The following is a 21,806-nucleotide window of genomic DNA, read 5'->3' on the forward strand; positions in this document are numbered from 1 at the left end:
GTCACTCGGCGTCGATGTTCTCGGCAGAGGTGATCAAGGCCGCGTCCACGGGCGGCAGCGAATGTCCCATCCGCACCCGCTTCGCCTCCAGATACCCCTGGCTGAACGGGTTCGTCCCGACAATCGACGGCTCGCGCGCCTCGACCCGCGTGCCGAGCTGCCGGAGCGCCTGCACCTTGAGCGGGTTGTTCGTCATGAGCTGGATCGAGGCGACGCCGAGGTGCTCCAGCACCGCCGCGGCCGGCGCGTAATCCCGCGCGTCGTCGGGGAGCCCGAGCATCCGGTTCGCGTCCACGGTGTCATGCCCCCGCGCCTGCAGGTCGTACGCGCGGATCTTGTTCGAGAGGCCGATGCCCCGGCCCTCCTGGCGCAGGTACACGACGACGCCCTGCCCCCGCCGCGCGATCTCGGCCTGCGCCGCTTCGAGTTGCCCACGGCAATCGCATTTCAGGGAGCCGAAGACCTCGCTCGTCAGGCACTCCGAGTGCACCCGGACGAGGACGGACGACCGTCCACGCACATCGCCCATCACCAGCGCCACATGATCCGGGGAAAGCCCGCTTTCGGCGGATTGCTCACCATACCGGAATACGATCATCTCGAACAAACCGGTCTGCGTCGGCACGGGGGCCTTCGCGAGTATCTCGAGCCGAGGCCGGATCACCACGTCGGGGACGTACATCTCGCTCTCCTGTGCGCTTGCGTGGACGTATATAGCATCCCCAGGGCCTCCGAGGACCTCGGGATCTGCGGGGGCAACGTACGTAGCGTAAGGCCCCGCGTGTGACAAGGTCGGGGGCGCCCGTACGCCCTCGCAAAGGGTCCAGAAGGACAAACCCGCCGCTCGGTTGCTTGCGGCTCTTTCAAGCCCTCCCGCGTCGCTTCGGAGCAAGCTCCCGACGCCGACACGAACCCGTGACCCCGCCATGAGCCACCTGCCTACGCTCGCCGTGTTCGTCGCGACCTACGCGCTGATCGCCTTTCGGCGCCTGTCGCTCCTGCCGATCGGCCGGCCCGCAGGCGCGCTCGCCGGGGCGTGCGCGATGGTCGTGCTCGCGTCGATCGAGCCGCGCTGGGGCATCGACGCGAACGCCGCGTTCGCCGCCGTCGAGCCGAACACGATCGGGCTCCTGCTCGGGATGATGCTGCTCGCGGCCGCGCTCGCGGAGGCCGGGTTCTTCGAGATGGCCGCGTCGTATTTGCTGAAGCGGGAGCCCTCGCCGGTGGGCCTGCTCTACGGCACGACGATCGCCTCGGGGGTGCTCTCGGCCGTGCTGGTCAACGATCCGGTGTGCGTGCTCTTCGCGCCCGTGGTGGACGCGACGGCGCGGCGGGCGGGCCTGCCCCGCGTGCCCTACCTGCTCGCGCTGGCGATGGGGGCGAACGCAGGCAGCGCGATGACGCTCGCGGGAAACCCGCAGAACATGCTGGTCGCGCACCTCTCGGGGTTGTCGTACCGGAGTTACCTCCTGCGCGCGGGGCCGGCCGGCTTCCTCGCGCTGCTGGTGACGGCGGCGACGTTGCACTTGCTCTTCCGGAAGCAATTGCGGCCGACGAGCTCCGCGGCGATCGACACGGAAGCACCCGTCGCGGCCCGATCACGCGGGGAGCTGACGCTCGCGCTCGTCGTGCTCCTGGGTGTCTCGATCGCCTTCCTCGCCGGCGCGAACCTCGCGTTCGCCGCGCTCACGGGCGCGGCTGCGCTCCTCGTCCTTCGCAGGCGTGATCCCACGTCGCTGTTCTCGGGCGTGACGTGGACCGTGCTCGTCTTCTTCGGCGCGCTCTTCATCGTGGCGGCCGCGTTCCAGCGCACGGGCCTCGTCGACGAGGCGCTCGCCGCGGCGCGGCCGTTCATCCCGGCCGATCGTGGCGCCGCGATGGCCGCGCTCTCCGCGATGTTCACGCTCGGCTGTCAGGTCGTGAGCAACGTGCCCTTCATCCTGCTCGCCGAGCCGATGATCCGGACCTTGCCCGATCCCACGCTCGCCTGGACCGTCACGGCGATGGCCACGACGCTCGCCGGCAACCTCACGCTCCTCGGCTCCGTCGCGAACATCATCGTCGTCGAGGCCGCGCACGCGGAAGACGAGATCGGGTTCGTCACGTACCTGCGCGCGGGCTTGCCCGTGACGGTCGCCTCGATGGTCGTGGCGATCGGCTACCTGCTGCTCGTCCGTTAATCCGTCGCCGACGAGAGCAGCGCGTTGAGCACGTGGCGCGCGTACCGCCCCTCGCTCTCGCTGAGCCCGTGGTTCGGATCGGTGACGCACGTCCAGAACACGGCGTTGATGACGGTCTGGAGCATGAGGCGCAGCTTCGTGGCCTCGGGATCCATCGTCTCGGTGCAGATCGCGCGGGCGAGGTGGCCGAGCGCGCGCTCGACCTGGGTGTTCTCCTCCTCGCTCGCGAGACAAACGACGCCGAGCGAGGACTCCTCCTCCGGCGCGAGGCGCAGCGGGAAGCACAAGATCCAGCGGTAGTGCCGCGCGAAGAGGCGGTGATGATCCGGGCTCGGCTGGTAGATGATGCTCGTCGTCGCGTGCGCGTCGCGATGCCACGCGGCCGCGATGTTGAAGCGGAAGGCGTGGCCCGCGACGCCGCTGCCGCAGGTGAAGCGCGCGGCCCAGGACTGCGGCCAGAACTGGCCGAACGCCGGGCAGAGCACGCGCAGGTTCGCGTCCCAGATCATGCCCATCCACGACCCGCGCTCCGAGAGCAGGCCGTTCCGCACGATCGGCGCGGTCTGCACGCCCCACGGCGAGGCCGTGGCGATCTTGTAGATCGAGTTGCCGACCGCCTCCGTGAGCTTCGCCGAGAGCGAGTGGTTCGACATGGGCTTGCCGCAGCAACGCTCCAGCAAGGCGCGCGCGGTCCACTTCGCGGCCTCGGGATACTCCTTGCCGGGGCCTCCGGGGCGATACGCGAGCGAGTACCGGTAGCCCACGATCGGCCCCGGGATCTTGAGCTCCACGTGCGACTTGCCCACGATGAAGTGCGAGCGGCACCGCTCCTGCTCGAACTCCACGGGCTCCCAGCGATCCTCGCCGAACTGCTCGTAGCAGCGCTCGACCATGGGATACGCGTCCTCGATCGTCGCGCCCGAGCTCTCGGCGAACACGAGCGCCAGCGTGAGGTGGTCGGACTCGAACCGGACGACGTGCGAGCGGACGTCGTAGCCGTCGATCAAGTTGGGGTACCAACGATCGCGCTTCTCCAGCAGGTTCAGCTCGGCCTGCGTGAGCGCGACAGCGTTCGAAAGGTGGTAGCTCCACGTGAGATAACGCTCGGTCTTGTCGGCGCCCTGGAGCATGAAGCGCACGCGCCCGCCGCCGAGGGGCTCTTCCTTCACCTCGCGACGGCCGCGCCACGTGGTCGCGCGCGGCTCGGCCTGGACGTTGTTGTAGGGCGGTTCGAGCACGGCGATCGGCGTCTCGACGGGGGCCACGAAGTCACGCAGCTCCACCTCGACGAGCGCGATGCCGTCGTCGCCGACGCTCCAGATCCGGGTGTGCTCGCGGGCCTTCACGAAGCGCTCGGCCTGCGCGACGGGTTCCCAGTTCACCTCGAAGTATTTGCGCTTCGGCTCGAGCGCGTACTCGCCGGCCTCGCCGTCGCGCTCGTACACCTCGACGCTGACCGTACTCGGGCTGAGCCGCACCACCGAGAACTGGTTGCCCACGGCGCCGGGGCGCTCGTGCGCGGCCGAGCCGAGCGATCCCGTGGAGATGATGACGAAGCGGCTCTTGAAGAGCTCGACGAGCTTCGAGCTCTCCTGGTGCGTGTGGCCATGGAAGCCGATGCGGAAGCCCGCGGCGTAGAGGGTGCCGACGTCCTGGAGCGTCAGGTAGTCGGGGCGCCCGCGCTCGCTCGTGAAGCCGTGGTGCCAGACAGCGACGCGCAGCGTGTCGCGATCGAGGCCGTTGGCGAAGTCGCGCGCGGCAGAGACGGCGCGCGTGGAGATGCAGGCGCCGGTCCAGTACTTGTCGTTCCGATGGCAGGAATTGAAACCGAAGAACGCGACTTTCTCCGTGGGGAAGACATGCGCCGACCAATGCTCGCGTTCGTTCGGGTCGAGAAGATCAAAGGCGCGGCCGCGGCCATCCAAGGACTCGCCATAGAAACGGTCGAAGAAGCGCTGGACGTTCGCGAAGCGCTTGTTGTACTCCGCGCCCGCCCGCAGCTTGACGAGGTCGAGGTGACCGTAGCGGCCCACGTCGATGCGCAGATCCGAGAGATCCGGCGAGCGCTTGAGCCGCTGCATCTCCTGTTCGAGGAGGTCGAAGTCGTGCGCGGTGCGCAGCGACGTGACGCGCACGGGCTCGCCGATGTCGGCGCCCCAGTCGACGTCGTGGTTGCCCGGAACGAACACGACGCGCGCGCGCTCGCGGTTCACGACGAGCGGCAGGACACGGTGCTCCGCGAATTCGAGCAGCTCGTCGTACTCCGCGGCGCTCCCGCGCTGCGTGAGATCCCCGCTCACGACGACGAAGTCGAAGGGGGCCGGGTGCAGCGTCCCCAGCGCTTGCGCCGGGTGCATCCACACGTCGTCGAGCGATTGCCCGGGCTCCGTGACGTGAAGATCCGACAGGTGGAGGATGTACATTCGGTCCCAGCGCTACATCGACGCGCGGACCGCTTCGGAAGTTCTAGCGGCCGCTCGCAGCGCGTCGCCTCGAGGTCGACGGGTTGGAGGATGGCATGGACTCGCGTTGTGTGTTCGGCGCAAAGGAGCCGGACAGAAGCTCCTTCGTGTAGCGGATGGCCTGCATGGCCACCGCCCGGTCGATGACGAAGGGTTCACGAACAAGGACCACTGCATCCTGAAACGCCGCTTCGCGAGGGGCAACAGCGACGGCCGGGGTGTGAGGTCGGTTCTTGGCGCTCATCGTTCATCTCCCAAAAGCCGATTTTTCAGATTTTCCAGGAAACCCTGGCCGGGGTGCAAGCGAAGATTGCCGCTCGGGGAACTTGGGGACGGGTGCAGCGCGAAGGGAGCGCTGCGTTTGCCCCGGCACCGAGTGTGCGCAGCGCGATCGTCCCTCGGATCGCAGCAGCGTGACTCCCTCGGCCCCCAGCGGTCGGCATGCGCCAATCCTACACGATGTGCAGAAGAAGCAAGCCTGACGCGTAGCGGTTTGTGCACGTTCGTGTCGCCCGAGGCGAACCCCCGACCGTCCAGGCTGCGGAATGTTCTTTGCAGCATCAAGCCACCTCGGCGCACCTAAAGCCGAGCCTCTCGAACGGCAACAGTTGCGATCGATTTTTCTGCCGGGACGGGAGGGGGGAGCACGAGTTGGTCGGCCCAGCGCGTCAAACGTGCGGGGGAGGCGGGACCGGCTCGGCGAGGGGCGGGGTGGACGCGGGGCGAGCGCGCGCGAGGCGCGTCGCGATGCGGTCGGCGACGATGTAAAACGCCGGCACCACGAGGAGGCTCAGGCCCGTGGAGATCACGAGGCCGCCGATGACCGCGATCGCCATGGGCGCGCGCACCTCGCTGCCTTCGCCGAGCGCGAGCGCCGAGGGGATCGCCGCCATCAGGGTCGCGATGGATGTCATCAGGATGGGCCGGAGACGAACCGGCCCCGCTTCGAGCATCGCGTCGAGCGCGTTCTTGCCGTGGTTCCGTAGCTCCGTCGCGTAGTCGACCAGGATGATCGAGTTCTTCTTCACGATCCCCATCAAGAGGACGATCCCGATCATGCTGAAGATGTTGAGCGTCTGCTTCATGAGGAGCAGCGCGAACGCAGCGCCCGCGACGGAGAGCGGGAGGATCGTCAAGACGGTGACCGGGTGCAGGAACGAGTTGAACTGCGACGCGAGCACCATGTACGCGACGATGATCCCGAGGATCAGCGCGAAGACGAGGCCCCCCATGGACTCGCGGAAGGCGACCGACGCCCCGCCGAGGACCACGTGGTAGCCAGTCGGTACGTCCTTGCCGAGCTTCTCCACGAGCGCGAGGGCGTCGCTCTGCGACTTGCCCGGCGCGACGTTGCCGAAGAGGGTGATCGCGCGCTCGCGATCCCGGCGCGTGATCGCCTGGAGCGCCGGCTGCTCCTCGTACTTCACGAGCGTCGAGAGCGGAACGAGCTCGCCCGATTTCGCGCGGATTTTGAGGCGCGAGAGATCCTCGGGCCGCGAGCGTTGATCGGCGAGCAGGCGCATGCGCACGTCGACACGTCGCCCGCCCGCGCTGTACTTGCCCACGCGCGTGCCGCCGACGAGCGCGTTCAGGGTCGTCGCGATCTCCTCGACCGAAATGCCGAGATCCGCGGCCCGCGCACGATCGGGCACGATCCGTAGCTCGGGCATGCCGAGCTGGTAGTCGGAGTCGAGGTCGACGACGAGGCCCGCCGCCTGAAGCTCGGCCTTCATGCGTTCGCTGTGCGAGACGAGCTCGCCCCACTCGGGCCCGCGGATCGAGAACTCCACGGGGAAGCCACGCGACGCGGTGAAGCCCGACTGCGAGAGGTCCTGCACGACGGCGCGTAGGCCCGGGATCGCGTTGAGCTCCTTGCGCAGGACGGCGGCGAACTCGTTCTGCGTCGCCTTGCGCTCGCCCCGGGGCTTGAGCGTCACGAAGATCATGCCGCTGTTCACGGCGCCCGTGCCGAAGCCGCCGACGACCACGAGCGTGCGCGCCACCTCGGGCGCGTTGTTCACGATGGTCTCGGCCTTCGTGACGATCTTGTCCGTCTCGCGGATGTCGGAGCCGACGGCGGTCGTGAGCCGGACCATGAGGCGGCTTTGATCCTGCGAAGGGACGAACTCGCCGGGGAGCGCCTGGAACGCGAAGACCGCGCCCACGAAGAGGCCCACGGACGCGACGAGCACGAGCGAGGGGAACTTGAGGCCCCGCGCGAGCAGCCAGCCGTAACCGGCGGAGAGCTTGTCGAAGGCGTGATCGACGAAGATGCCGATCTTGCTGCGGCCCTCGCGCGAGGTCGTGAGGAGCTGCGCGCAGCGCGCGGGCGCGAGCGTGATGGCCTCGACGTACGAGAGGGCCACGGCGATGCAAAGCGTCACGCCGAACTGGAGGAAGAAGCGCCCCATCACGCCTTCCATGAAGATGACGGGGATGAAGATGGCGATGACGGCGACCGTGGCGGCGAGCGCGGCGAAGGTGATCTCGGCCGTGCCCTCGCGCGCGGCCCGCACGCGATCCTTGCCCTGCTCGGCGTGCCGGAAGATGTTCTCGAGCACCATGATCGCGTCGTCGACGACGATGCCGACCGCGAGCGAGAGGCCGAGGAGCGTGAAGGTGTTCAGCGTGAAGCCGAGGAAGTAGATCGCCGCGATCGTCCCGAGCAGGCTCATCGGGATCGCCAGGATCACGTTCAGCGTGCTGGAGAGCGATCCGAGGAAGAGCCAGCAGACGAGGGCCGTGAGCGCGACCGCGAGGATCAGCTCGAGCTCGATCTCGTGGACCGACTGCTCGATGAAGCGCGTCGAGTCGAAGTTGATCTGCAGCTCCATGCCCTCGGGCAAGGTCTTCCGGATCTCGTCGAGCTGCGCCTTCACGCCGCCCGCGACCGCGACCGCGTTCGAGCCGCGCTGCTTCTTGATGCCCATGCCCTGCGCGGGCTGGCCATTCACGCGCGACATGCGCCGCACGTCCTCGAAGCCGTCCTCGATGATCGCGACGTCCTCGATGTACGTCGGGACGCCCTCCTGCTCCCGCACGACGATGCGGCGGAGCGTCTCGAGGTCGAGCGCCTCGCCGAGGACACGCACGCTGATCTCGCGGCCCGTGGTCTCCAGGCGCCCCGCCGGAAGCTCCACGTGCTCCCGGCGCAGGGCCGCGATCACGTCCGTCACGGTCAGCGACTTGGCCGCGAGCTTGTCGGCGTCGAACCAGACGCGGACGTTGCGCTCGAGGTAGCCGCCCAGCATGACCTCGCCGATCCCCGGCACGGTCTGGAGCTTCTCCTTGACGCGGTAGCGCGCGTAGTCGGAGAGGGTCTGCGGCGAGAACGGCCCGGACAACCCGATCCACATGATCGGCTGGTCCTCGGGGTTCGACTTGGAGATGACGGGCGGGTCGATGTCGCGCGGCAGCCGCGACTGGGCCTGCGAGACCTTGGCCTGCACGTCCTGGAGCGCAGAGTCGACGTTGCGCGAGAGGTCGAGCTCGACCGTGATCGAGGCGCCGCCCTGCCGTGACGAGGACGTGAGCGATTTGACGCCTTCGACCTGGACGACCGACTCCTCGATCTGCTCGACGATGTCGTGCTCGACGGCCTCGGGCGCGGCGCCTTCCCAGGTGACGTTGACGTTGATGGTCGGGAAGTCGACGTCGGGGAACTGGCTGATGCCGATGCGGGTCGCCGCGACGATGCCGAAGACGATCGTCGCGGCCATCATCATCCACGCGAGGACGGGCTTGCGCAGGCACGCTTCGGTCAAGCTCATGGCGCGCTCCCTCCCTTCGCAGGCGCGCCGACGCCTTCGCTCGGCGCGCTCGAGGTCCCCGGCGGCGCGGCCGCGCTGGAGGCCCCGGGCGGTCCTTTGCCCGGCCCTTGTCCCGGCGGCACGACGCGCACCGTGGTGCCATCACGCAGCGGCTCGGCCCCACGCACGACGAGCATCTCGCCGGGTTTCAAGCCCTTGCGCACCTCGACGCGCCCGTCGGCCGTGCGCATGCCGAGCGCGAGCACGCGCTCGTGCGCGACGTTGTTCTCCACGACGAACGCGAGGAAGCCCTTTTCGCTCGGTCGAATCGCGGTCTGCGGGATGACGGGCGCGTTCTCGGTCGCGCCGACGCGCACCGTGACGTCGGCGAACGCGCCGGGCCGGAGCGAATCTTTTTTCTCGTCCGCGACCTCGGCGACGATTGGCACCATCCGCGTCGCGGGATCCGCGGCGTCCGCGACGAGCGTGATCTTCGCGGTGAAGTCGTGCTCGATGCCCGTGACCTTGAACGAGACGTTCATGCCGGCCGAGAGGCGCGGCGCATCGGCCTCGGGGACCGGGAAACGAAGCAGGAGCGGGTCCCGGCGCAGGACCGTGCCGAGCACCGCGCCGGGCTGGACGAACTGGCCGGTCTGCACCGTGCGCGTCTGCATCTTGCCCTCGATGGGCGCGCGCACGTACGCGTCGCGCAGGTTCAGGTTCGCCTCGTCGAGCGCGGCGCGCGCCTCGGCGACCTGCGCCGCCCCGGTGCGCGCGCGTGTCCTCCAGCCATCGACGTCCTCCTTCGAGAAGACGCCCGCGCCGTCTTCGCCCGCTTTTTCCCGGCGATCCAGGTTCTGCTGCGCCTCGGCCGCCGAAGCTTGCGCGCGTTCGAGCGTGGCCTTGGCGCTGCGGACGGCGAGGTTGAAGCGGGCCGGATCGATCTCGACGAGGACCTGGCCTTTCTTGACAACGTCACCTTCGGCGAAGCGCACGTGCTCGATCACGCCGGAGACACGCGCCGTGACCTGCACACGCTCGTACGCGTCGACGCTGCCGACGGCGGTGACGGAGTACTCGACGCGCTCGCCCGGGACGGGCGCGAGCTCGACGGGGAACGCCATCTTCCCCTTGCCGCCCCCGGGAGGGCCTGCGCCCTCGTCCTTTTTCGAGCAGCCAAAGAGCGCGATCACGAGGACCGTGACGCCGAGGGTGAGCCAGACCGAGAACCTTCGGGGTGTTGCGAAAACAGGCATGATCACGGGTCCGATGGAGCGAGGACCACCCCCCCTGCGGGGCTGTTCGTGGTCATCCACGTGGTGAGCGAGTCGTACCATTTCGTCACATCGCCCTGACCGTCATCGGTGCCGGACAGGGGATCGATGTGCGTGAGCTTGACGATGTCGAGCACGACGAACGCATCGGGATCCGTGCGAGGTTTGCCCGCGAGGGGCCGGTCCGGTCCGATGGGTACGTTCTGAACGAGCGCGCGCAGCGGGTCGAGGGCGGCCGTGTCCCCGACGAGGCCCGCGACGGCGGCGAAGATCGGGAGGTCCATGGAAGCGCCGTGAATCGCGCGCATTCCGTGCGTTGCGAGGGGCCAATCGCCATCTTTCAAGACGAGCGTGGCCGCGGCCTGGGCGTCGAGCGAGAGGCGCGCCGGGAAGTACCACTCGGCGAAATCGAGCGAGGGGCCCTCGAACCAGGAGCGCGAAATGTCGTCCAGGGAGGTGTGCTCGCGCGGGCTCTTGGCGTCGTACTCCACCCAATCGTACGTGGCCGTAGGATCGGAGGGCTGGATGAGCTTGGTGCCGAAGAGGCTGTCGTACTCGGCGAGCGCGCCGCCCTTGCTCTCGCCGCACGAGACGGCCGCGAAGGAGACGCCGTTCGACGCTTCGTCCATGGCGAACCCCATGGCCGCGCGGTTCGTCATGCGCGGGACCTGGGTGAGCGAGAGGAGCGTGAGGAAGGCGTTGTCGCGGTAGGGATCCTCGGTGATCGCGGTCGGCGACCACATCGCGCGCATGCCGGCGACCGCGGCGACGGGGTAGATCTTGAGGCCGAGCAAGGGGAGCGCGATGTAACGCGTGGTCTTGCGGATCGTCTCGAGGCCCGGGGTGAGGTAGGCGTTGGGCTCCTGGGACGAGCCTTTTAGGTAGTCCTCTTCGGTGATCGTCGGGGCAAGGGCACCCTCCTGCCGCGCGACGCCGTCGACGAGGACGAGGCCCGCGAGCTCGCCGTAGCCAGGCTTTCCGTCGAAATCCCAGGCCGCGTACTCCTCGACGATCGTGGCGCCGAGCGAGTGGCCGACGAGGAAGACACGCGCCTTGCGCTCCTCGGGCGCGACGATCTCGATGACGCGGCGGAGGTCGCCGATCGTGGTGTCGAGCCCCCACTCGGAGGCGTAATCGACCGAGGCCTGATCAACGAAGCCCGGGAACGTCTTGTCCTCGGCGGGCTCCTCCTCGAAGTAGTAGCGCTTCGCGATCTCGGGATCCTTGCGGAACTCGGCGACGTCGAGGCCGTGGTGATCCTCGAGCAAGTTCGAGCGTCGATCGATGGCCCAGGCCTCGAAGGCCTCGCCCTGCTTGGACCTGCGCACGACCGCGCGCGCCATGGAATCGTAGCTGCTGGCGCCGCCGAGGAAGCCGGGCATGAGGACGGCGACCGCGCGGGCAGGCGCCGGCGGATCGGCGTCGACGCGGTACCGAACGACGCGGACGGCGTTGAGCTCGGCGGGCGTCGCACTGCCCGTCAGGGGGTTCGGCGGGGGCGTGACGCCGGGGACGAGGAAGACGTCGCGGCGAATCCGCACGGGTCCGTCCTCGACGACGGTGGAGCTCGGCGGCGGCGCATACGGCGCGGGCGGGATGGGGAGCTCGACAGGATCGGAGCAGGCGACGAGGAGGGCGGCGCTCGCGAGGACGAGCGCCGAGGGACACGTGCGGCGCAAGGGCATGCGCCATCATTAAGGAAGGAGGGCGTCGTGGCGAGGGTTTCGCCCGCTTTCCGACGCCGATGGATCGCGGGCTCAGCGCCGCGGCGTCCTTGTCTCGGCAAACGCGAGGGCCTCGGCGATCGAAGCCTCGTCGCCGTCCGCCGCGAGCGCCGCTTGCAGCGCGGCCTTGGTCTCGGGCGCGGCCGTGAGGTCGACGGCGATGCGCAAGCGGCGCAAGTGCTCGTCGTCCCGCGAGGCGGCGAGGGCGACGAACGCGGCGGCGCGATCGACGACCGGCGCGCCCGGGTTCTCGGCGACGCGGAGCAGCTCGTCGGCGGGGACGGGCGAGGTGCGGATGCCCTCGTGGGCGCCCGATCCGATCGCCCGGAGCGCACGCGCCCAGGCGTCGTAGGGCCTGCCGCCGCGGCCGAGGGCGTCGGGCGCGCAGGCGGGGCGGCGCGCGCTCGCGGCCTCCGCGGTGGCGCGAATCAAGCTGAGGAGGGCGTCGCGCTCGGCCCAGCGATCCTTGAAGACGCTGGTGGCGAAATCGAAGGCGCGGCCCGAGCGGAGGGCGATGTTGATGCCGGGGTGGCGAAGGTAAAACCCGTCGGAGGTCTCGACGTAGGCGATGTCGCGATAAGGGATGAAGCGGGCGCGGATCCAGACGAGCAAGAGCCCATCCTCGCCGACGACGAGCTTGCGCGGATAAAGCAGGACAACGACGACCGCGAGGACGAGCGCGACCCAGAGCGTGGCGCCCCAAGGCCCCACCCGCACGAGCCCGCGCGCGAGGATCGCGACGGCGATGCCGAGGAGGATGCCGATCCAGGGAAGGAGCGGCGAGGGCAAGGAGAAGACGGGGCGCTCGTCGGGCGAGCGGCCGAGGTCCCGGAGCAGGCCTTCACGGGAGGGCAGGCCCGTCGGGGAAGGGCGCGCGGCGCTGCTCGTTTTCGGCCGGCTCATCCGCGGGGCATGATGAACCCGGATGCACGCGGGTTCCATCACGAGTAGGCTCGGGGCGCTCCCATGAAAATCCAGGCGGTCCGGTTGACGGAGTTCGGCGCGTTCAAGGACGTCGCGTTCCAGCCCTGCGCCGGCATCAACGTATTCCTGGGAACGAACGCCACGGGGAAGTCGCACGCCATGAAGGCGCTTTACGCGCCCATCAAGGTCATGGAGCACGCCGAGAGCACGATCCCCCTCGACGCCCGTATGCATGAAAAGCTCGCCAAGGTGTTCCGTCCCGACGACGGATTCCTCGGACGCCTCGTGCGGCGACGCAAAGGGCAAGGACACGGCGACATCGACATCGAGGGCAGCTCCGGGGATTTGCGGCTGACGCTGTATACCCGCGGCAAAAAGAAGCTGGACGTGCGCGCGGCGACCTGGAAGAGCGAAGAGCCGATCATCTTCCTCCCGACGCGCGAAATCCTCGCCATGTACGAGGGGTTCATCGCCGCGTACCAGGATCGGGAGCTCTCCTTCGACGAGACCTACTACGATGCGTGTCTTGCCCTCAGCCGGGCCGTGCTGCGCGGCCCCCGCTCCGCGCAGGCCAAGGCGCTGATCGAGCCCATCGAGGCCGCGCTCGGGGGAAACGTCGCCCTCCAGGGCGGGCGATTCTACCTCGTGCGCAAGGACGGCGATATGGAAGCCCATCTCGTCGCGGAAGGCTTGCGCAAGATCGCTGGCCTCGCGCACCTCGTCCTCAATGGTTCCCTCACGAAGAACGGCATTCTGTTCTGGGACGAACCGGAGGCAAACCTCAATCCCCGGCTCGTCTCCCTCGTGGTGGACATCCTGCTCGAGCTCGGAAAGCGCGGCGTGCAGATCTTCGTCACGACGCACGATTATCTGCTCGCCCACAAGCTCTCCCTCCTCTCGGAGTACGGCCGGTGTCCGGATGTTCCCATTCGCTTCTTCGCATTTCACCGGAAGGAAGAGCACGACCCGGTGCAAATCGCGCCGGGCAGCACGCTCGCCGAGCTGCCGGACAACCCGATCCTCGACGAGTTCACGAAGCATTACGATTTCGAGCGGAAGCTCTTCGACGAAGACGCGCGGAGCACCGCGTGAGCGCGCTTCACGTCGAGGGGCGGCTCTCCTTCTCCTTCGGGGACGACTGGCAGATCCTCAAGTGGGACGACCACACCGCGTTTCAGGATGGATTGAAGCGATTCGAAGGGACCCGGGCCGTCGATTTCGTAGGCCTGCTCTTCGGCGCGCCCTGGTTCATCGAGGTCAAGGACTTCCGGGACTATCGAATCGAGAACAAGCAGCGGCTCACGAGCGGTGAGCTCGCGAAAGAGATCGCGTGGAAAGTGCGTGATTCGATCGCCTCGATGGCGTGGGCATGTCAGCGAACCCCCCTCGACCGGAACGATCTCGGCCCGTTCTTGCGCTCCCTCCTGGGGTGCAAGCACAAGGTCCCCGTCGTGCTCTGGCTCGAAGAGGATCGCCCGCCGACGCCCGCCGCGGCCTCCACGCTCGCCGAGGCGATCAAGCGGGAGCTCACCTGGCTGAATCCCAAGGTGCTCGTCATGTGCCGCGATCTCGCCGAACAGCACGCGATCCCTGGTCTCGTTGTCACGAGCCAGCCCGCGCCTCGATGACCTGAGTGACCCCATGCTTCGGGCCCGCGCCCCTTCCTTGATCCTCGCCTCGCTCGCGTCGCTCGGCCTCGCCGCCGATGCGCACGCCGAGAGCGCGGTGCGCTTGCGATGGTCCGCGCCGGAAGGGTGTCCCACGGCCGCGGTGGTCTCGGCCGAGGTGGATCGATTGCTCGGCGGCCGAGGCGCGCAGGCCGCGCCGCTCGACGTCACGGCCGAGGTGAAGCGCGACGAGGCGGGACGGTTCCGGGTTCGGCTGGAGACACGGAGCGAGGAGGGACCCCGGACGCGTGAGGTCGAGGCCACCTCCTGCGCCGCCCTCGGCGAGGCCGCCGCCTTGATCATCGCCATGATGATCGATCCGGACGTGATCGCCGAACCCCCGCCGGAGGTCCCCCCCACGACCCAAACTGAAGCGCACATCACCCCGAGCCCTCCCCCCCACGACCCGAACCGAAGCGCGCATCGGTTCCAGCCCTCCCCCCCACGACCCGAACCGAAGCGCGTATCGGTTCCAGCCCTCCCCCCCACGACCCAAACCGAAGCGCGTATCGGTTCCAGCCCTCCCCCCCACGACCCAAACCGAAGCGCGCATCGGTTCCAGCCCTCCCCCCCACGACCCGAACCGAAGCGCGTATCGGTTTCGAAGGTCCCTCTGTCGGTATCCCCACAACCGCTACCGCCGCCGATGGCCCTCTCCGTGCGTGCCCTCGCCGACGCCGGCACCTTCCCCACCCCCACCCTCGGCCTCGGCGCCGCGATCTCCCTCTTCGTCGGCAACTACCGCCTCGAAGCGGGCCTCACCTACCTCCCGACGCGCACCTTTCCCTTCCCCACCCTCGGCACCGCCACCGGCGACATCGACCTCACCCTCGCCCACGTCGGCGCCTGCGCGGCCTTCTTCCGGCGCCCCCGCATCGAGCTCGGCCCCTGCGTCGCCTTCGAGGCCGGCCGGATCCAGAGCTCCAGCGCCGGTGTCTCCTCCCCGGGCCAGGGCGCCGCCCCCTGGCTCGCCCTCTCGGCCGGCGGACGTTTCGGCTGGACGTTCGCGCGGCCCGTCGCCCTCGTCGTCGGCCTCGGCGCCGGCGTGCCCATCGTCCACCCGGACCTCGTCATCTCGGGCCTCGGCACCGTTCACCGTGCCTCACCCGTCGTCGGCCGGGCCGAGCTCGGCTTCGAGGTGCGGTTCTGAGATTTTTGATCACGGAACGAGAAGGCGCCGGCCACCAAGGACACGCTTGCCCCCTTCCGCCTCCTGCCACGCTGCCCTCCCCTCGCCGCTCGCCCCCGAGTCCACGGCCGCGGCGCGCCCGGGGGGTGGGGGCGAGGTGGTCGCCGTGCCCCCCTTCGAAGTCGTCTACGAAGAGCATTTTGATCTCGTCTTCCGCAACGTGCGCCGCCTCGGCGTCCCCGACGCGCTCGTCGACGACGCCGTGCAGGAGGTCTTCCTCGTCGTGTATCGCCGCCTCGGCCAGTTCGAGGGCCGCTCCTCGCTGAAGACGTGGATCTGCTCCATCGTCACGCGCGTCGCGAGCGACCACCGGCGCGCCCTGCGGCGAAAGAGCCCACACGCCTGCGGCAAGGCCGAGGCCGTCGACGTCGATTCGGTGCCCGACGAGCGCACGGAGGGCCCGCACGAGCATACCGTTCGGCTCGAAGGCGCGCGCCTCTTGCACAAGCTGCTCGACGAGCTCGAATTCGACAAACGCACCGTGCTCGTGCTCGCCGAGCTGGAGCAGATGACGGCGCCCGAGATCGCGGACGCGCTCGGGGAAAACGTGAACACCATTTACGCGAGGCTGCGGGCGGCGCGGCGCGATTTCGAGCAAGTGGTCGCCCGGGAGCGGGCGCGCGACACGTGGAGGCTCCGATGAGCGAGCTCGGCCCCGAAGCCCGGGCCATCCTTCTTGCAGGGCGCGACGGGGACGAGCCCTCGCCCGCCGATCGCGCCCGCCTGCGCCGATCGATCGCCGCTGCGATTGCCGCAGGTGGAGCCGCTTCGGTCGGGGGCGAGGGCGTCGCCGACGCCGCGACGACGAAGCTCGGCGAGGTCGCCGCCGCCACGAAGATCGCCTCCGCTGCCAAGACCAGCGCCGTGGTTTCCCTCGGCGGTCTCGCGTGGAAAGGAATGCTTGCCTTGATCGTGGGCGGCGCCGCCTCTGCCGTGGCGATCCTCGGGCCCACGGCGACGCACGTGGAGACGCCCCCCGCGGCGACACACCTCGAAGCGCCCGCGCCCTTCGGACAAACCAAGCCCGCGCAAAAGTCGGCGGAGGTCGAGGTGCGGCCTTTGGAGGCTCTCCCCACGGACGAACCGCCGCCGCCGGCGCCCGCGCTCCCGAATACACCGGCGGTGAATGCGCTTCCCAAGCGGCCGGCGGCGCCCATCGCGACGAACGAGCCTCCCCCGGCGCCCGTGGACCCGCTGCTCGCCGAAACGAAGCGCCTTCGCGCCGTGCACGGCGCCATGAAGGAAGGGGATCCCGAGCAGGCATTGCGTTTGCTCGACGAGACCTCGGCGGGCGCGGAAGGGCAATCGCTCCGCGCGGAGCGGACCGCGGCGCGCGTGCTCGCGCTCTGCAAGCTCGGCCGCGTCGCCGAGGCCCGCGCCGAGGCCGCCAGGTTCCTTTCGGAGAGCCCCGGTTCGCCGCTCGCCGATCGCGTGCGGAAGGCCTGCCCCGCGAGCCCTTAACATTTCGACACGGATCGGCGGACGTCCGGCCACGAAGACAGACGAAGACCCGGACAACCGCGCCGCGCGTCCCTTGCGCGGGCGAACGGACGCGCACGCCCATTCCTCCACGAGAAAGACGATTCCCTCATGAAAAACCTTCGTGCTTCCTTCCTCAAGGCCCTGCTCCCCTTCGGCGCCCTCCTCGCGATCGCGCCCTTCGGCGGGTGTATCGATCACGTCATCATTGGCGGCAACGACGGCCCGTGCATTGCCGACTCCGATTGCGCGCCCGGCCAGTTCTGCGTGAACGGCGCTTGTGTCGTGCAGAACGACGGCCCCCAGCCCGAGGTCTGCAATGGCATCGACGACGATCTCGACGGCCAGATCGACGCGACCCCGAACGGCCCCGTCGTCTGCGCCGACGGGGGCATCTGCGTGAATGGCATGTGCGGCGGCCAGGTGCAATGTAGCGCGGACATGCCGTGCCCGCCGAACGCGTATTGCGACGCGAACGGCATGTGCCAGCTCGTGTGCGACTGTCCCCCCGACCATTTCTGCGACATGTTCGGGATGTGTGTCCCGGATCCGGTGTGCAGCGCCCTCCCCGAGCAATGCGACGGGCTCGACAACGACTGCGACGGCCAGGTCGACGAGCAGAACCCCGGCGCCGCGCTCCTCTGCCCGAACGGCGGCGTCTGCATGGCCGGCGCCTGCGTGGTCGTGCATTGCATGACCGACGCCGAGTGCCCGCCCGGCCAGCTCTGCAACCCGATGGCCGCCATCTGCGTGCCGGGCGGCTGCGTCCCGGCGCCCGAGGCTTGCAACGGCCTCGACGACGATTGCAACGGCATCCCCGACGACAACGCGTTCTGCGCCGACGGCACCCCTTGCGTCAATGGCCAGTGCGGCGGCATGTGCTCGCCCACGCCCGAGCTCTGCGACGGCTACGACAACGATTGCGACGGCGTGATCGACGAGCCCACGCCCGGCACGCTCCTCTGCCCGATGGGCGGCGCGTGCGTCAATGGCCAGTGCACGTTCCAGGGCTGCATGACTGACGCCGATTGCCCCGCCGGCCATCTCTGTGACCCGGCGAACGGGACGTGCGTCAACCCGAACGGCTGCTTCCCGCAGCCCGAGGTTTGCAACGGCATCGACGACGATTGCAACGGCCAGATCGACGATCAGAACCCCGGCGGCGGGAGCGCCTGCAACACGGGGCTGCCCGGCATCTGCGCGGCCGGCAAGACGGCTTGCCAGAACGGCGCCATCGTCTGCATCCAGAACAACCTGCCCACCGTGGAGACCTGCGACGGGATGGACAATGACTGCGACGGCATGGTCGACGAGGGCAACCCGGGCTCCATGAACTGCCCCGCGCCGCAGCTCTGCCTGAACGGCAACTGCACGATCCTGCAATGCGCGAGCAACGCCGACTGCCCGGCGGGCACGACCTGCCAGAACGGCCTCTGCAACTAACCCCCCGCCGCGCCCGCCGGTGCCGAAGGGCCCGGCGGGCGACGCGGAGGTTCCGTAGCAGCCTCCGCGCGCCGAAGGTCGGCTTCCCCACGGCTCGTCCTCGGTCCCTCGGAGGGGGTCGGAGAAACCTTCCGGCCGCCGCGATTTTTTTCGTCACATCGGTTCGCAGCGGGAACTCTCTCGAAGAAGGCTGGGGGGCCGTTCGTCCCGCCCGGGGCCTCTTGTTCGTTCTTCCGAGGAGAGTACGCCATGATCAGTGGGCATATCGGCGCAGGTCAGTACATTCTTTTTCAGCGCGATCCGCGCGTTCCGAGCGCGCCGCTGCTCGAGGTCGGGCGCCTCGTGGTGACGGAGCTCGACGGCGATACCCGCGTCGAGCACTGGTTCCTGTACACGAGCGCGCCCATCGGTTCCGGTTACGCGGAGTACGTCCGCCCGAGCAGCTCGTTCCTGGGCACGCCGGTGGGCCTGTCGTTCCGGGGCACCGGCGCGCCGCCGGCCAGCTTCAACGTGAACGACTACCTCGCGCGGCTGACGATCTCGACGGGTTGTGGCATCGAGTACATCGAGGCGCGTTGCGACCGGCTCGCCTCGAACAACGCCGGGAGCATCTCCGCCGCGATGCCGAGCCTGCCGCAGCAGGTCGACCTCGGCATCTACGACATCACCCAGGGCAACCGGCGCGTCGGCGTGCTCGTCGTGACGCCCATCGCCAGCGGCACCCTGGAGACGTGGCACCTCTTCGACCGCGTCACGACGAGCACGCTGAACAACCTCAACGAGGCACCGTACAGCGCCCCTGACGCGAGCCTCGGCGGGACGTACGCGCTGACCTACCTCGGCGCCGTGAACACGCCGGATCTCACGGGCCGCGCCGTCGTGACGGTGAACGCGCTTTGCGCCGTGGCCGCGTGAAACGACTAGGCGCGTGGCATTCCTTCGAGCGCCTCCTCCACCGAGAGCACATCCATCCGATCCCGTCGCCGATCCACAGGGACGAGCGCGACGAGCCTGTTGATGTCGTCCCTCCCCCACGTGACCGGCACCCCGGCCACCACGAAGAGCGCGAGCGCCTGCACGCCCACGCCGGGGATCGGGCACGTCCGCGCCGCCTCGACGAAGGCCTGCACCTCGGCCTCCGGCAAATCGCCGCCGTGCGCGAGGAAAAGCCCCGCGCAGAGCAACGCGCCGACACGCTCCTGCAAAGGCCGCCACACGCGGTAGGCCCGGCCGGCGAGGTCCCGCGCGAGGGCGCGATCCCCCGCGCGGTGGGCGACCGCGGCCTCGGTCAGGCACACGAGGGCTTCGAGGTCCGAGCCGCCCACGAGCGGCGTCGCCTCGACGAGCTCGTGGTCCACGGGACCGCCGTCGATCACGCCCATCCGGTACGCGACCGATCGGAGGATCCACTCGGCTCGGCCCGCGCAAACGGCATGACGGCAGTGCCGCGCGAGGGCGAGCGCCTCCTCGGCCGTGGCCTTCGCCTCCTCGAAACGAAACGCTTCGAGCAGCGCCGAGGCCCCGAAGAGCAGCGCCCACAGCCGCGCCACGGGCCACGCCTCGCCCGCCGCCGCCGTCAGATGGCACGCCGCCGCCTCGTCGAAGCGACCCTGCCGATACCGCAGCCGTCCGAGCCAGCTCGCCGCGCGCGCCTGCGCGACCCGATCCCCTCCAGCCTCGGCCCACGCCGCGACCTCGGCGATCGTCGCCTCCTCGGCCGCGAGCGCCCCGCGCCGCGCCGCGAGCACCCGCACGCCCTGCCGCCGCAGCTCGAGCGCCGGATCCGTGAACGGCGGCACCTCGGCCGCTGCCACGAGCACGCGGGACGTCCAGGGCCCGGCCGCGAGCGCCGCGCGCACGAGCGCCGCGAGGTGCGCGAGCGCCGGATCGTCGGCCGCGCCGGGCCGGCAAAGCTCGTAGAGCACCCGATCGAGCGCCGTCGACGTGTTCTCCGCGAGCGCGATCTCCACCCACGACGCGAAGAGCCGCGCCCGATCCTCGCGCGACGCCTGCGGATTTTGCCGGAGCATCCGCAGGCCCTCCGTGAGCAGGAGCGTCGCCCGCGTGGTGCGCCCCTCGGCCGCGAGCCGTTGCGAGGCCCGCACGACCTCCCGCGTCACGTCGGCCGCGCTTTCCCGATCGTCGGCGGCGCCCTTGAGCAGGTGCATCAGCCGGCCCGGCGCGCCGAGCGGCAAGGCCGCGGCGAGCGCCCGGTGCGCGCGCTGCTGCGCCTCGACCGTCCAGAACTCCTCCACATCCGGCCAGAGCACCGGGAGGAACTTCCCCTCGGGCAGCGGACGCAAGACCTCCGCGCGCACGAGCTCGTCGAGCTCGACCTCGACGTCCTCCGGATCGTCGCCGCGCGCCTCGGCCAGCACGCCCACGTCCGCGTGCGGGAACGCGAGCGCCACCCATGCGACGAGGTCCCACTGCCGCAGCGTCAGATGGCGCCGCATCGCGCCCGTGTCGTCGTGCGGCGCGACCACGAGCCCCGCTTCGAGCACCTCGATCGCCTCGCGATCCATGGCCACGCGTTCGCCGTCCCAGCGCGCCAGGCCCGCGCGCACCCACGCTTCGAGCTCCCGCGCGACGAGCGCAGGCTCGCCCGCGGTCCGCGCGAAGAGCACCCGGGCGGCGTCCTCTTGCAGATACAGCAGGCGGTTCGGACCGGAGAACACGGCCTGGAGCGCCGTGACCGTGCGCGGCGGCTGCCGATCCCGCGGCATCAAGATCGGGCGAAGCGGCGGCGGGACGCGGCTCGAACGAGTCGAGGGGATGACGCGATCCCGCAGCCGCACCACGACCTCCGCGGCCGAGCGGGGTCGATCCGCGGGGTTCGTGGCGACGAGCTGATCGAGCACGAGCGCCACCTCGAAGGGCAGGCTCGGGACGAGCGTACGCAGGTTCGGCGCCGGCTCGTTCAGGCGCGAAAGAATGAACGCGCACATGTCACGCTTCTCATGGGGGACGCGCCCCGTGAGCGCGAGGTACGCCATGACGCCGACGGCGTAGAGATCGGTGCGCGCCGTGGCGCGTTGCTCGCGGAACTGCTCGGGCGCGAGGTACGAGAGCGTGCCGACGATCTGCCCCGCGTCCGTGATCGGATCCGGCGACGCGGCGGAGGGCGACGAGAGGCCAAAATCGAGGACCACGGGGCGCTTGTCCGGCCCCACGAGCACGTTGTCGGGCTTGAGATCACGATGAACGATGCCCACGGCGTGGATCCGCGCGAGCGTCTCCAGCAGGCCGACGAGGACGGGCTCGAGCTCCTCCCAGGAGCAAGGGACGCTCACGCCGGGGAAGGGCCGGCCCATGATGCGCTCGGTCACGAGGAAGGGGCTGTCGCCTTGGAGGCCCTCGTCGACGAGGCGCACCACGCCGGGCAGGCGCAGGAGCCGCAGCACCGCGATCTCTCGTTGCGCGCGCGCCGCGCAGGTCGCCGACACCGAGCGCAGCACCTTCAGCGCGACCCGCTCGCCCGTGAGCGTGTCCTCCGCCTCCCACACCGCGCCTTGCCCGCCGCGGCCGAGCAGCGAGATGAGCACATATCGATCCGCGACCCGGTTGCCCGCTCTCTCCTCGCGCTTGGGGGGCACGGGCACGTCGTCGATGCGCGCGACCTCGCGCAGGAACGAGTCGTCCGACGCGTCGTCCGACGAGGAGCTCCCCGCGAGCGTGGACATGAGCCAGGCGAAGCTCTGCGACGACATCGTGC

General features: G+C 69.7%; 16 protein-coding genes. 8 read left to right on the top strand and 8 right to left on the bottom strand.

From position 1 onward, the window contains the following. Position 1: 1 nt before the first annotated feature. On the bottom strand, positions 2-682 hold the full coding sequence (gene ribA, locus QHF89_RS25925) for a GTP cyclohydrolase II (protein ID WP_136970115.1): 681 nt from the start codon (positions 680-682) through the stop codon (positions 2-4). Between the two features lie 244 nt (positions 683-926). Here ribA and QHF89_RS25930 point away from each other — a divergent pair, with 244 nt between their 5' ends. Then, positions 927-2,180, top strand: coding sequence for an ArsB/NhaD family transporter (locus QHF89_RS25930; protein ID WP_136970116.1), 1,254 nt, complete (start codon positions 927-929; stop codon positions 2,178-2,180). Here the strand turns inward: QHF89_RS25930 and QHF89_RS25935 are convergent. The 6 genes from QHF89_RS25935 to QHF89_RS25960 form a co-directional block, all read right to left on the bottom strand. After that, positions 2,177-4,603: a metallophosphoesterase family protein gene (locus QHF89_RS25935; protein WP_136970117.1), complete on the bottom strand. Its 2,427-nt coding sequence runs from the start codon at positions 4,601-4,603 to the stop codon at positions 2,177-2,179. The two genes, QHF89_RS25930 and QHF89_RS25935, sit on opposite strands and share 4 nt — an antisense overlap. A 43-nt stretch (positions 4,604-4,646) precedes the next feature. Next, on the bottom strand, positions 4,647-4,886 hold the full coding sequence (locus QHF89_RS25940; protein ID WP_136927216.1) for a hypothetical protein: 240 nt from the start codon (positions 4,884-4,886) through the stop codon (positions 4,647-4,649). Between the two features lie 424 nt (positions 4,887-5,310). After that, positions 5,311-8,412, bottom strand: coding sequence for an efflux RND transporter permease subunit (locus tag QHF89_RS25945; protein WP_136970118.1), 3,102 nt, complete (start codon positions 8,410-8,412; stop codon positions 5,311-5,313). Continuing rightward, entirely contained in the window at positions 8,409-9,647 is a 1,239-nt protein-coding gene (locus QHF89_RS25950; protein ID WP_136970119.1) for an efflux RND transporter periplasmic adaptor subunit, read from the bottom strand. The genes QHF89_RS25945 and QHF89_RS25950 overlap by 4 nt, the downstream gene beginning before the upstream one ends. A gap of 2 nt (positions 9,648-9,649) precedes the next feature. Then, positions 9,650-11,350: an alpha/beta hydrolase gene (locus tag QHF89_RS25955; RefSeq protein ID WP_136970120.1), complete on the bottom strand. Its 1,701-nt coding sequence runs from the start codon at positions 11,348-11,350 to the stop codon at positions 9,650-9,652. A gap of 72 nt (positions 11,351-11,422) precedes the next feature. After that, complete coding sequence (locus QHF89_RS25960; RefSeq protein WP_136970121.1) at positions 11,423-12,292, bottom strand: hypothetical protein; 870 nt, start codon at positions 12,290-12,292, stop codon at positions 11,423-11,425. A 63-nt stretch (positions 12,293-12,355) separates the two neighbouring features. Between QHF89_RS25960 and QHF89_RS25965 the strand changes: the two genes are divergently transcribed. The 7 genes from QHF89_RS25965 (at position 12,356) to QHF89_RS25995 (ending at position 19,006) form a co-directional block, all read left to right on the top strand. Beyond that, the gene (locus QHF89_RS25965; RefSeq protein ID WP_136970122.1) at positions 12,356-13,405 is read left to right on the top strand and encodes an AAA family ATPase; all 1,050 of its coding nucleotides are present in this window, start codon (positions 12,356-12,358) and stop codon (positions 13,403-13,405) included. After that, a complete protein-coding gene (locus tag QHF89_RS25970; RefSeq protein ID WP_136970123.1) occupies positions 13,402-13,941 on the top strand; it encodes a hypothetical protein in 540 nt (179 codons plus the stop codon). Before QHF89_RS25965 ends, QHF89_RS25970 begins: the two co-directional genes overlap by 4 nt. 13 nt (positions 13,942-13,954) lie before the next feature. Then, positions 13,955-15,130 carry a hypothetical protein gene (locus QHF89_RS25975; protein WP_136970124.1) on the top strand — a complete coding sequence of 392 codons (1,176 nt, stop codon included), beginning with the start codon at positions 13,955-13,957 and terminating at the stop codon, positions 15,128-15,130. A 145-nt stretch (positions 15,131-15,275) separates the two neighbouring features. Continuing rightward, positions 15,276-15,812, top strand: coding sequence for an RNA polymerase sigma factor (locus tag QHF89_RS25980; protein ID WP_284720942.1), 537 nt, complete (start codon positions 15,276-15,278; stop codon positions 15,810-15,812). Further along, entirely contained in the window at positions 15,809-16,630 is an 822-nt protein-coding gene (locus tag QHF89_RS25985) for a hypothetical protein (protein WP_136970126.1), read from the top strand. The genes QHF89_RS25980 and QHF89_RS25985 overlap by 4 nt, the downstream gene beginning before the upstream one ends. A gap of 129 nt (positions 16,631-16,759) precedes the next feature. Further along, on the top strand, positions 16,760-18,091 hold the full coding sequence (locus QHF89_RS25990) for a MopE-related protein (protein ID WP_136970127.1): 1,332 nt from the start codon (positions 16,760-16,762) through the stop codon (positions 18,089-18,091). A gap of 249 nt (positions 18,092-18,340) precedes the next feature. Further along, positions 18,341-19,006 carry a hypothetical protein gene (locus QHF89_RS25995; protein WP_136970128.1) on the top strand — a complete coding sequence of 222 codons (666 nt, stop codon included), beginning with the start codon at positions 18,341-18,343 and terminating at the stop codon, positions 19,004-19,006. Between the two features lie 5 nt (positions 19,007-19,011). Here QHF89_RS25995 and QHF89_RS26000 read toward each other — a convergent pair whose 3' ends face one another. Continuing rightward, entirely contained in the window at positions 19,012-21,801 is a 2,790-nt protein-coding gene (locus tag QHF89_RS26000) for a protein kinase domain-containing protein (protein WP_284720955.1), read from the bottom strand. Positions 21,802-21,806: the final 5 nt, after the last annotated feature.

It is taken from the genome of Polyangium sorediatum (genome assembly GCF_029946465.1).
Lineage (GTDB): Bacteria > Myxococcota_A > Polyangia > Polyangiales > Polyangiaceae > Polyangium > Polyangium fumosum.

Excerpts from the sequence above, each read along its gene's own strand:
- ribA (WP_136970115.1), bottom strand. The coding sequence starts at position 682 with ATGTACGTCCCCGACGTGGTGATCCGGCCTCGGCTCGAGATACTCGCG.
- QHF89_RS25930 (WP_136970116.1), top strand. The coding sequence starts at position 927 with ATGAGCCACCTGCCTACGCTCGCCGTGTTCGTCGCGACCTACGCGCTG.
- QHF89_RS25935 (WP_136970117.1), bottom strand. The coding sequence starts at position 4,603 with ATGTACATCCTCCACCTGTCGGATCTTCACGTCACGGAGCCCGGGCAA.
- QHF89_RS25940 (WP_136927216.1), bottom strand. The coding sequence starts at position 4,886 with ATGAGCGCCAAGAACCGACCTCACACCCCGGCCGTCGCTGTTGCCCCT.
- QHF89_RS25945 (WP_136970118.1), bottom strand. The coding sequence starts at position 8,412 with ATGAGCTTGACCGAAGCGTGCCTGCGCAAGCCCGTCCTCGCGTGGATG.
- QHF89_RS25950 (WP_136970119.1), bottom strand. The coding sequence starts at position 9,647 with ATGCCTGTTTTCGCAACACCCCGAAGGTTCTCGGTCTGGCTCACCCTC.
- QHF89_RS25955 (WP_136970120.1), bottom strand. The coding sequence starts at position 11,350 with ATGCCCTTGCGCCGCACGTGTCCCTCGGCGCTCGTCCTCGCGAGCGCC.
- QHF89_RS25960 (WP_136970121.1), bottom strand. The coding sequence starts at position 12,292 with ATGAGCCGGCCGAAAACGAGCAGCGCCGCGCGCCCTTCCCCGACGGGC.
- QHF89_RS25965 (WP_136970122.1), top strand. The coding sequence starts at position 12,356 with ATGAAAATCCAGGCGGTCCGGTTGACGGAGTTCGGCGCGTTCAAGGAC.
- QHF89_RS25975 (WP_136970124.1), top strand. The coding sequence starts at position 13,955 with ATGCTTCGGGCCCGCGCCCCTTCCTTGATCCTCGCCTCGCTCGCGTCG.
- QHF89_RS25985 (WP_136970126.1), top strand. The coding sequence starts at position 15,809 with ATGAGCGAGCTCGGCCCCGAAGCCCGGGCCATCCTTCTTGCAGGGCGC.
- QHF89_RS25990 (WP_136970127.1), top strand. The coding sequence starts at position 16,760 with ATGAAAAACCTTCGTGCTTCCTTCCTCAAGGCCCTGCTCCCCTTCGGC.
- QHF89_RS25995 (WP_136970128.1), top strand. The coding sequence starts at position 18,341 with ATGATCAGTGGGCATATCGGCGCAGGTCAGTACATTCTTTTTCAGCGC.
- QHF89_RS26000 (WP_284720955.1), bottom strand. The coding sequence starts at position 21,801 with ATGTCGTCGCAGAGCTTCGCCTGGCTCATGTCCACGCTCGCGGGGAGC.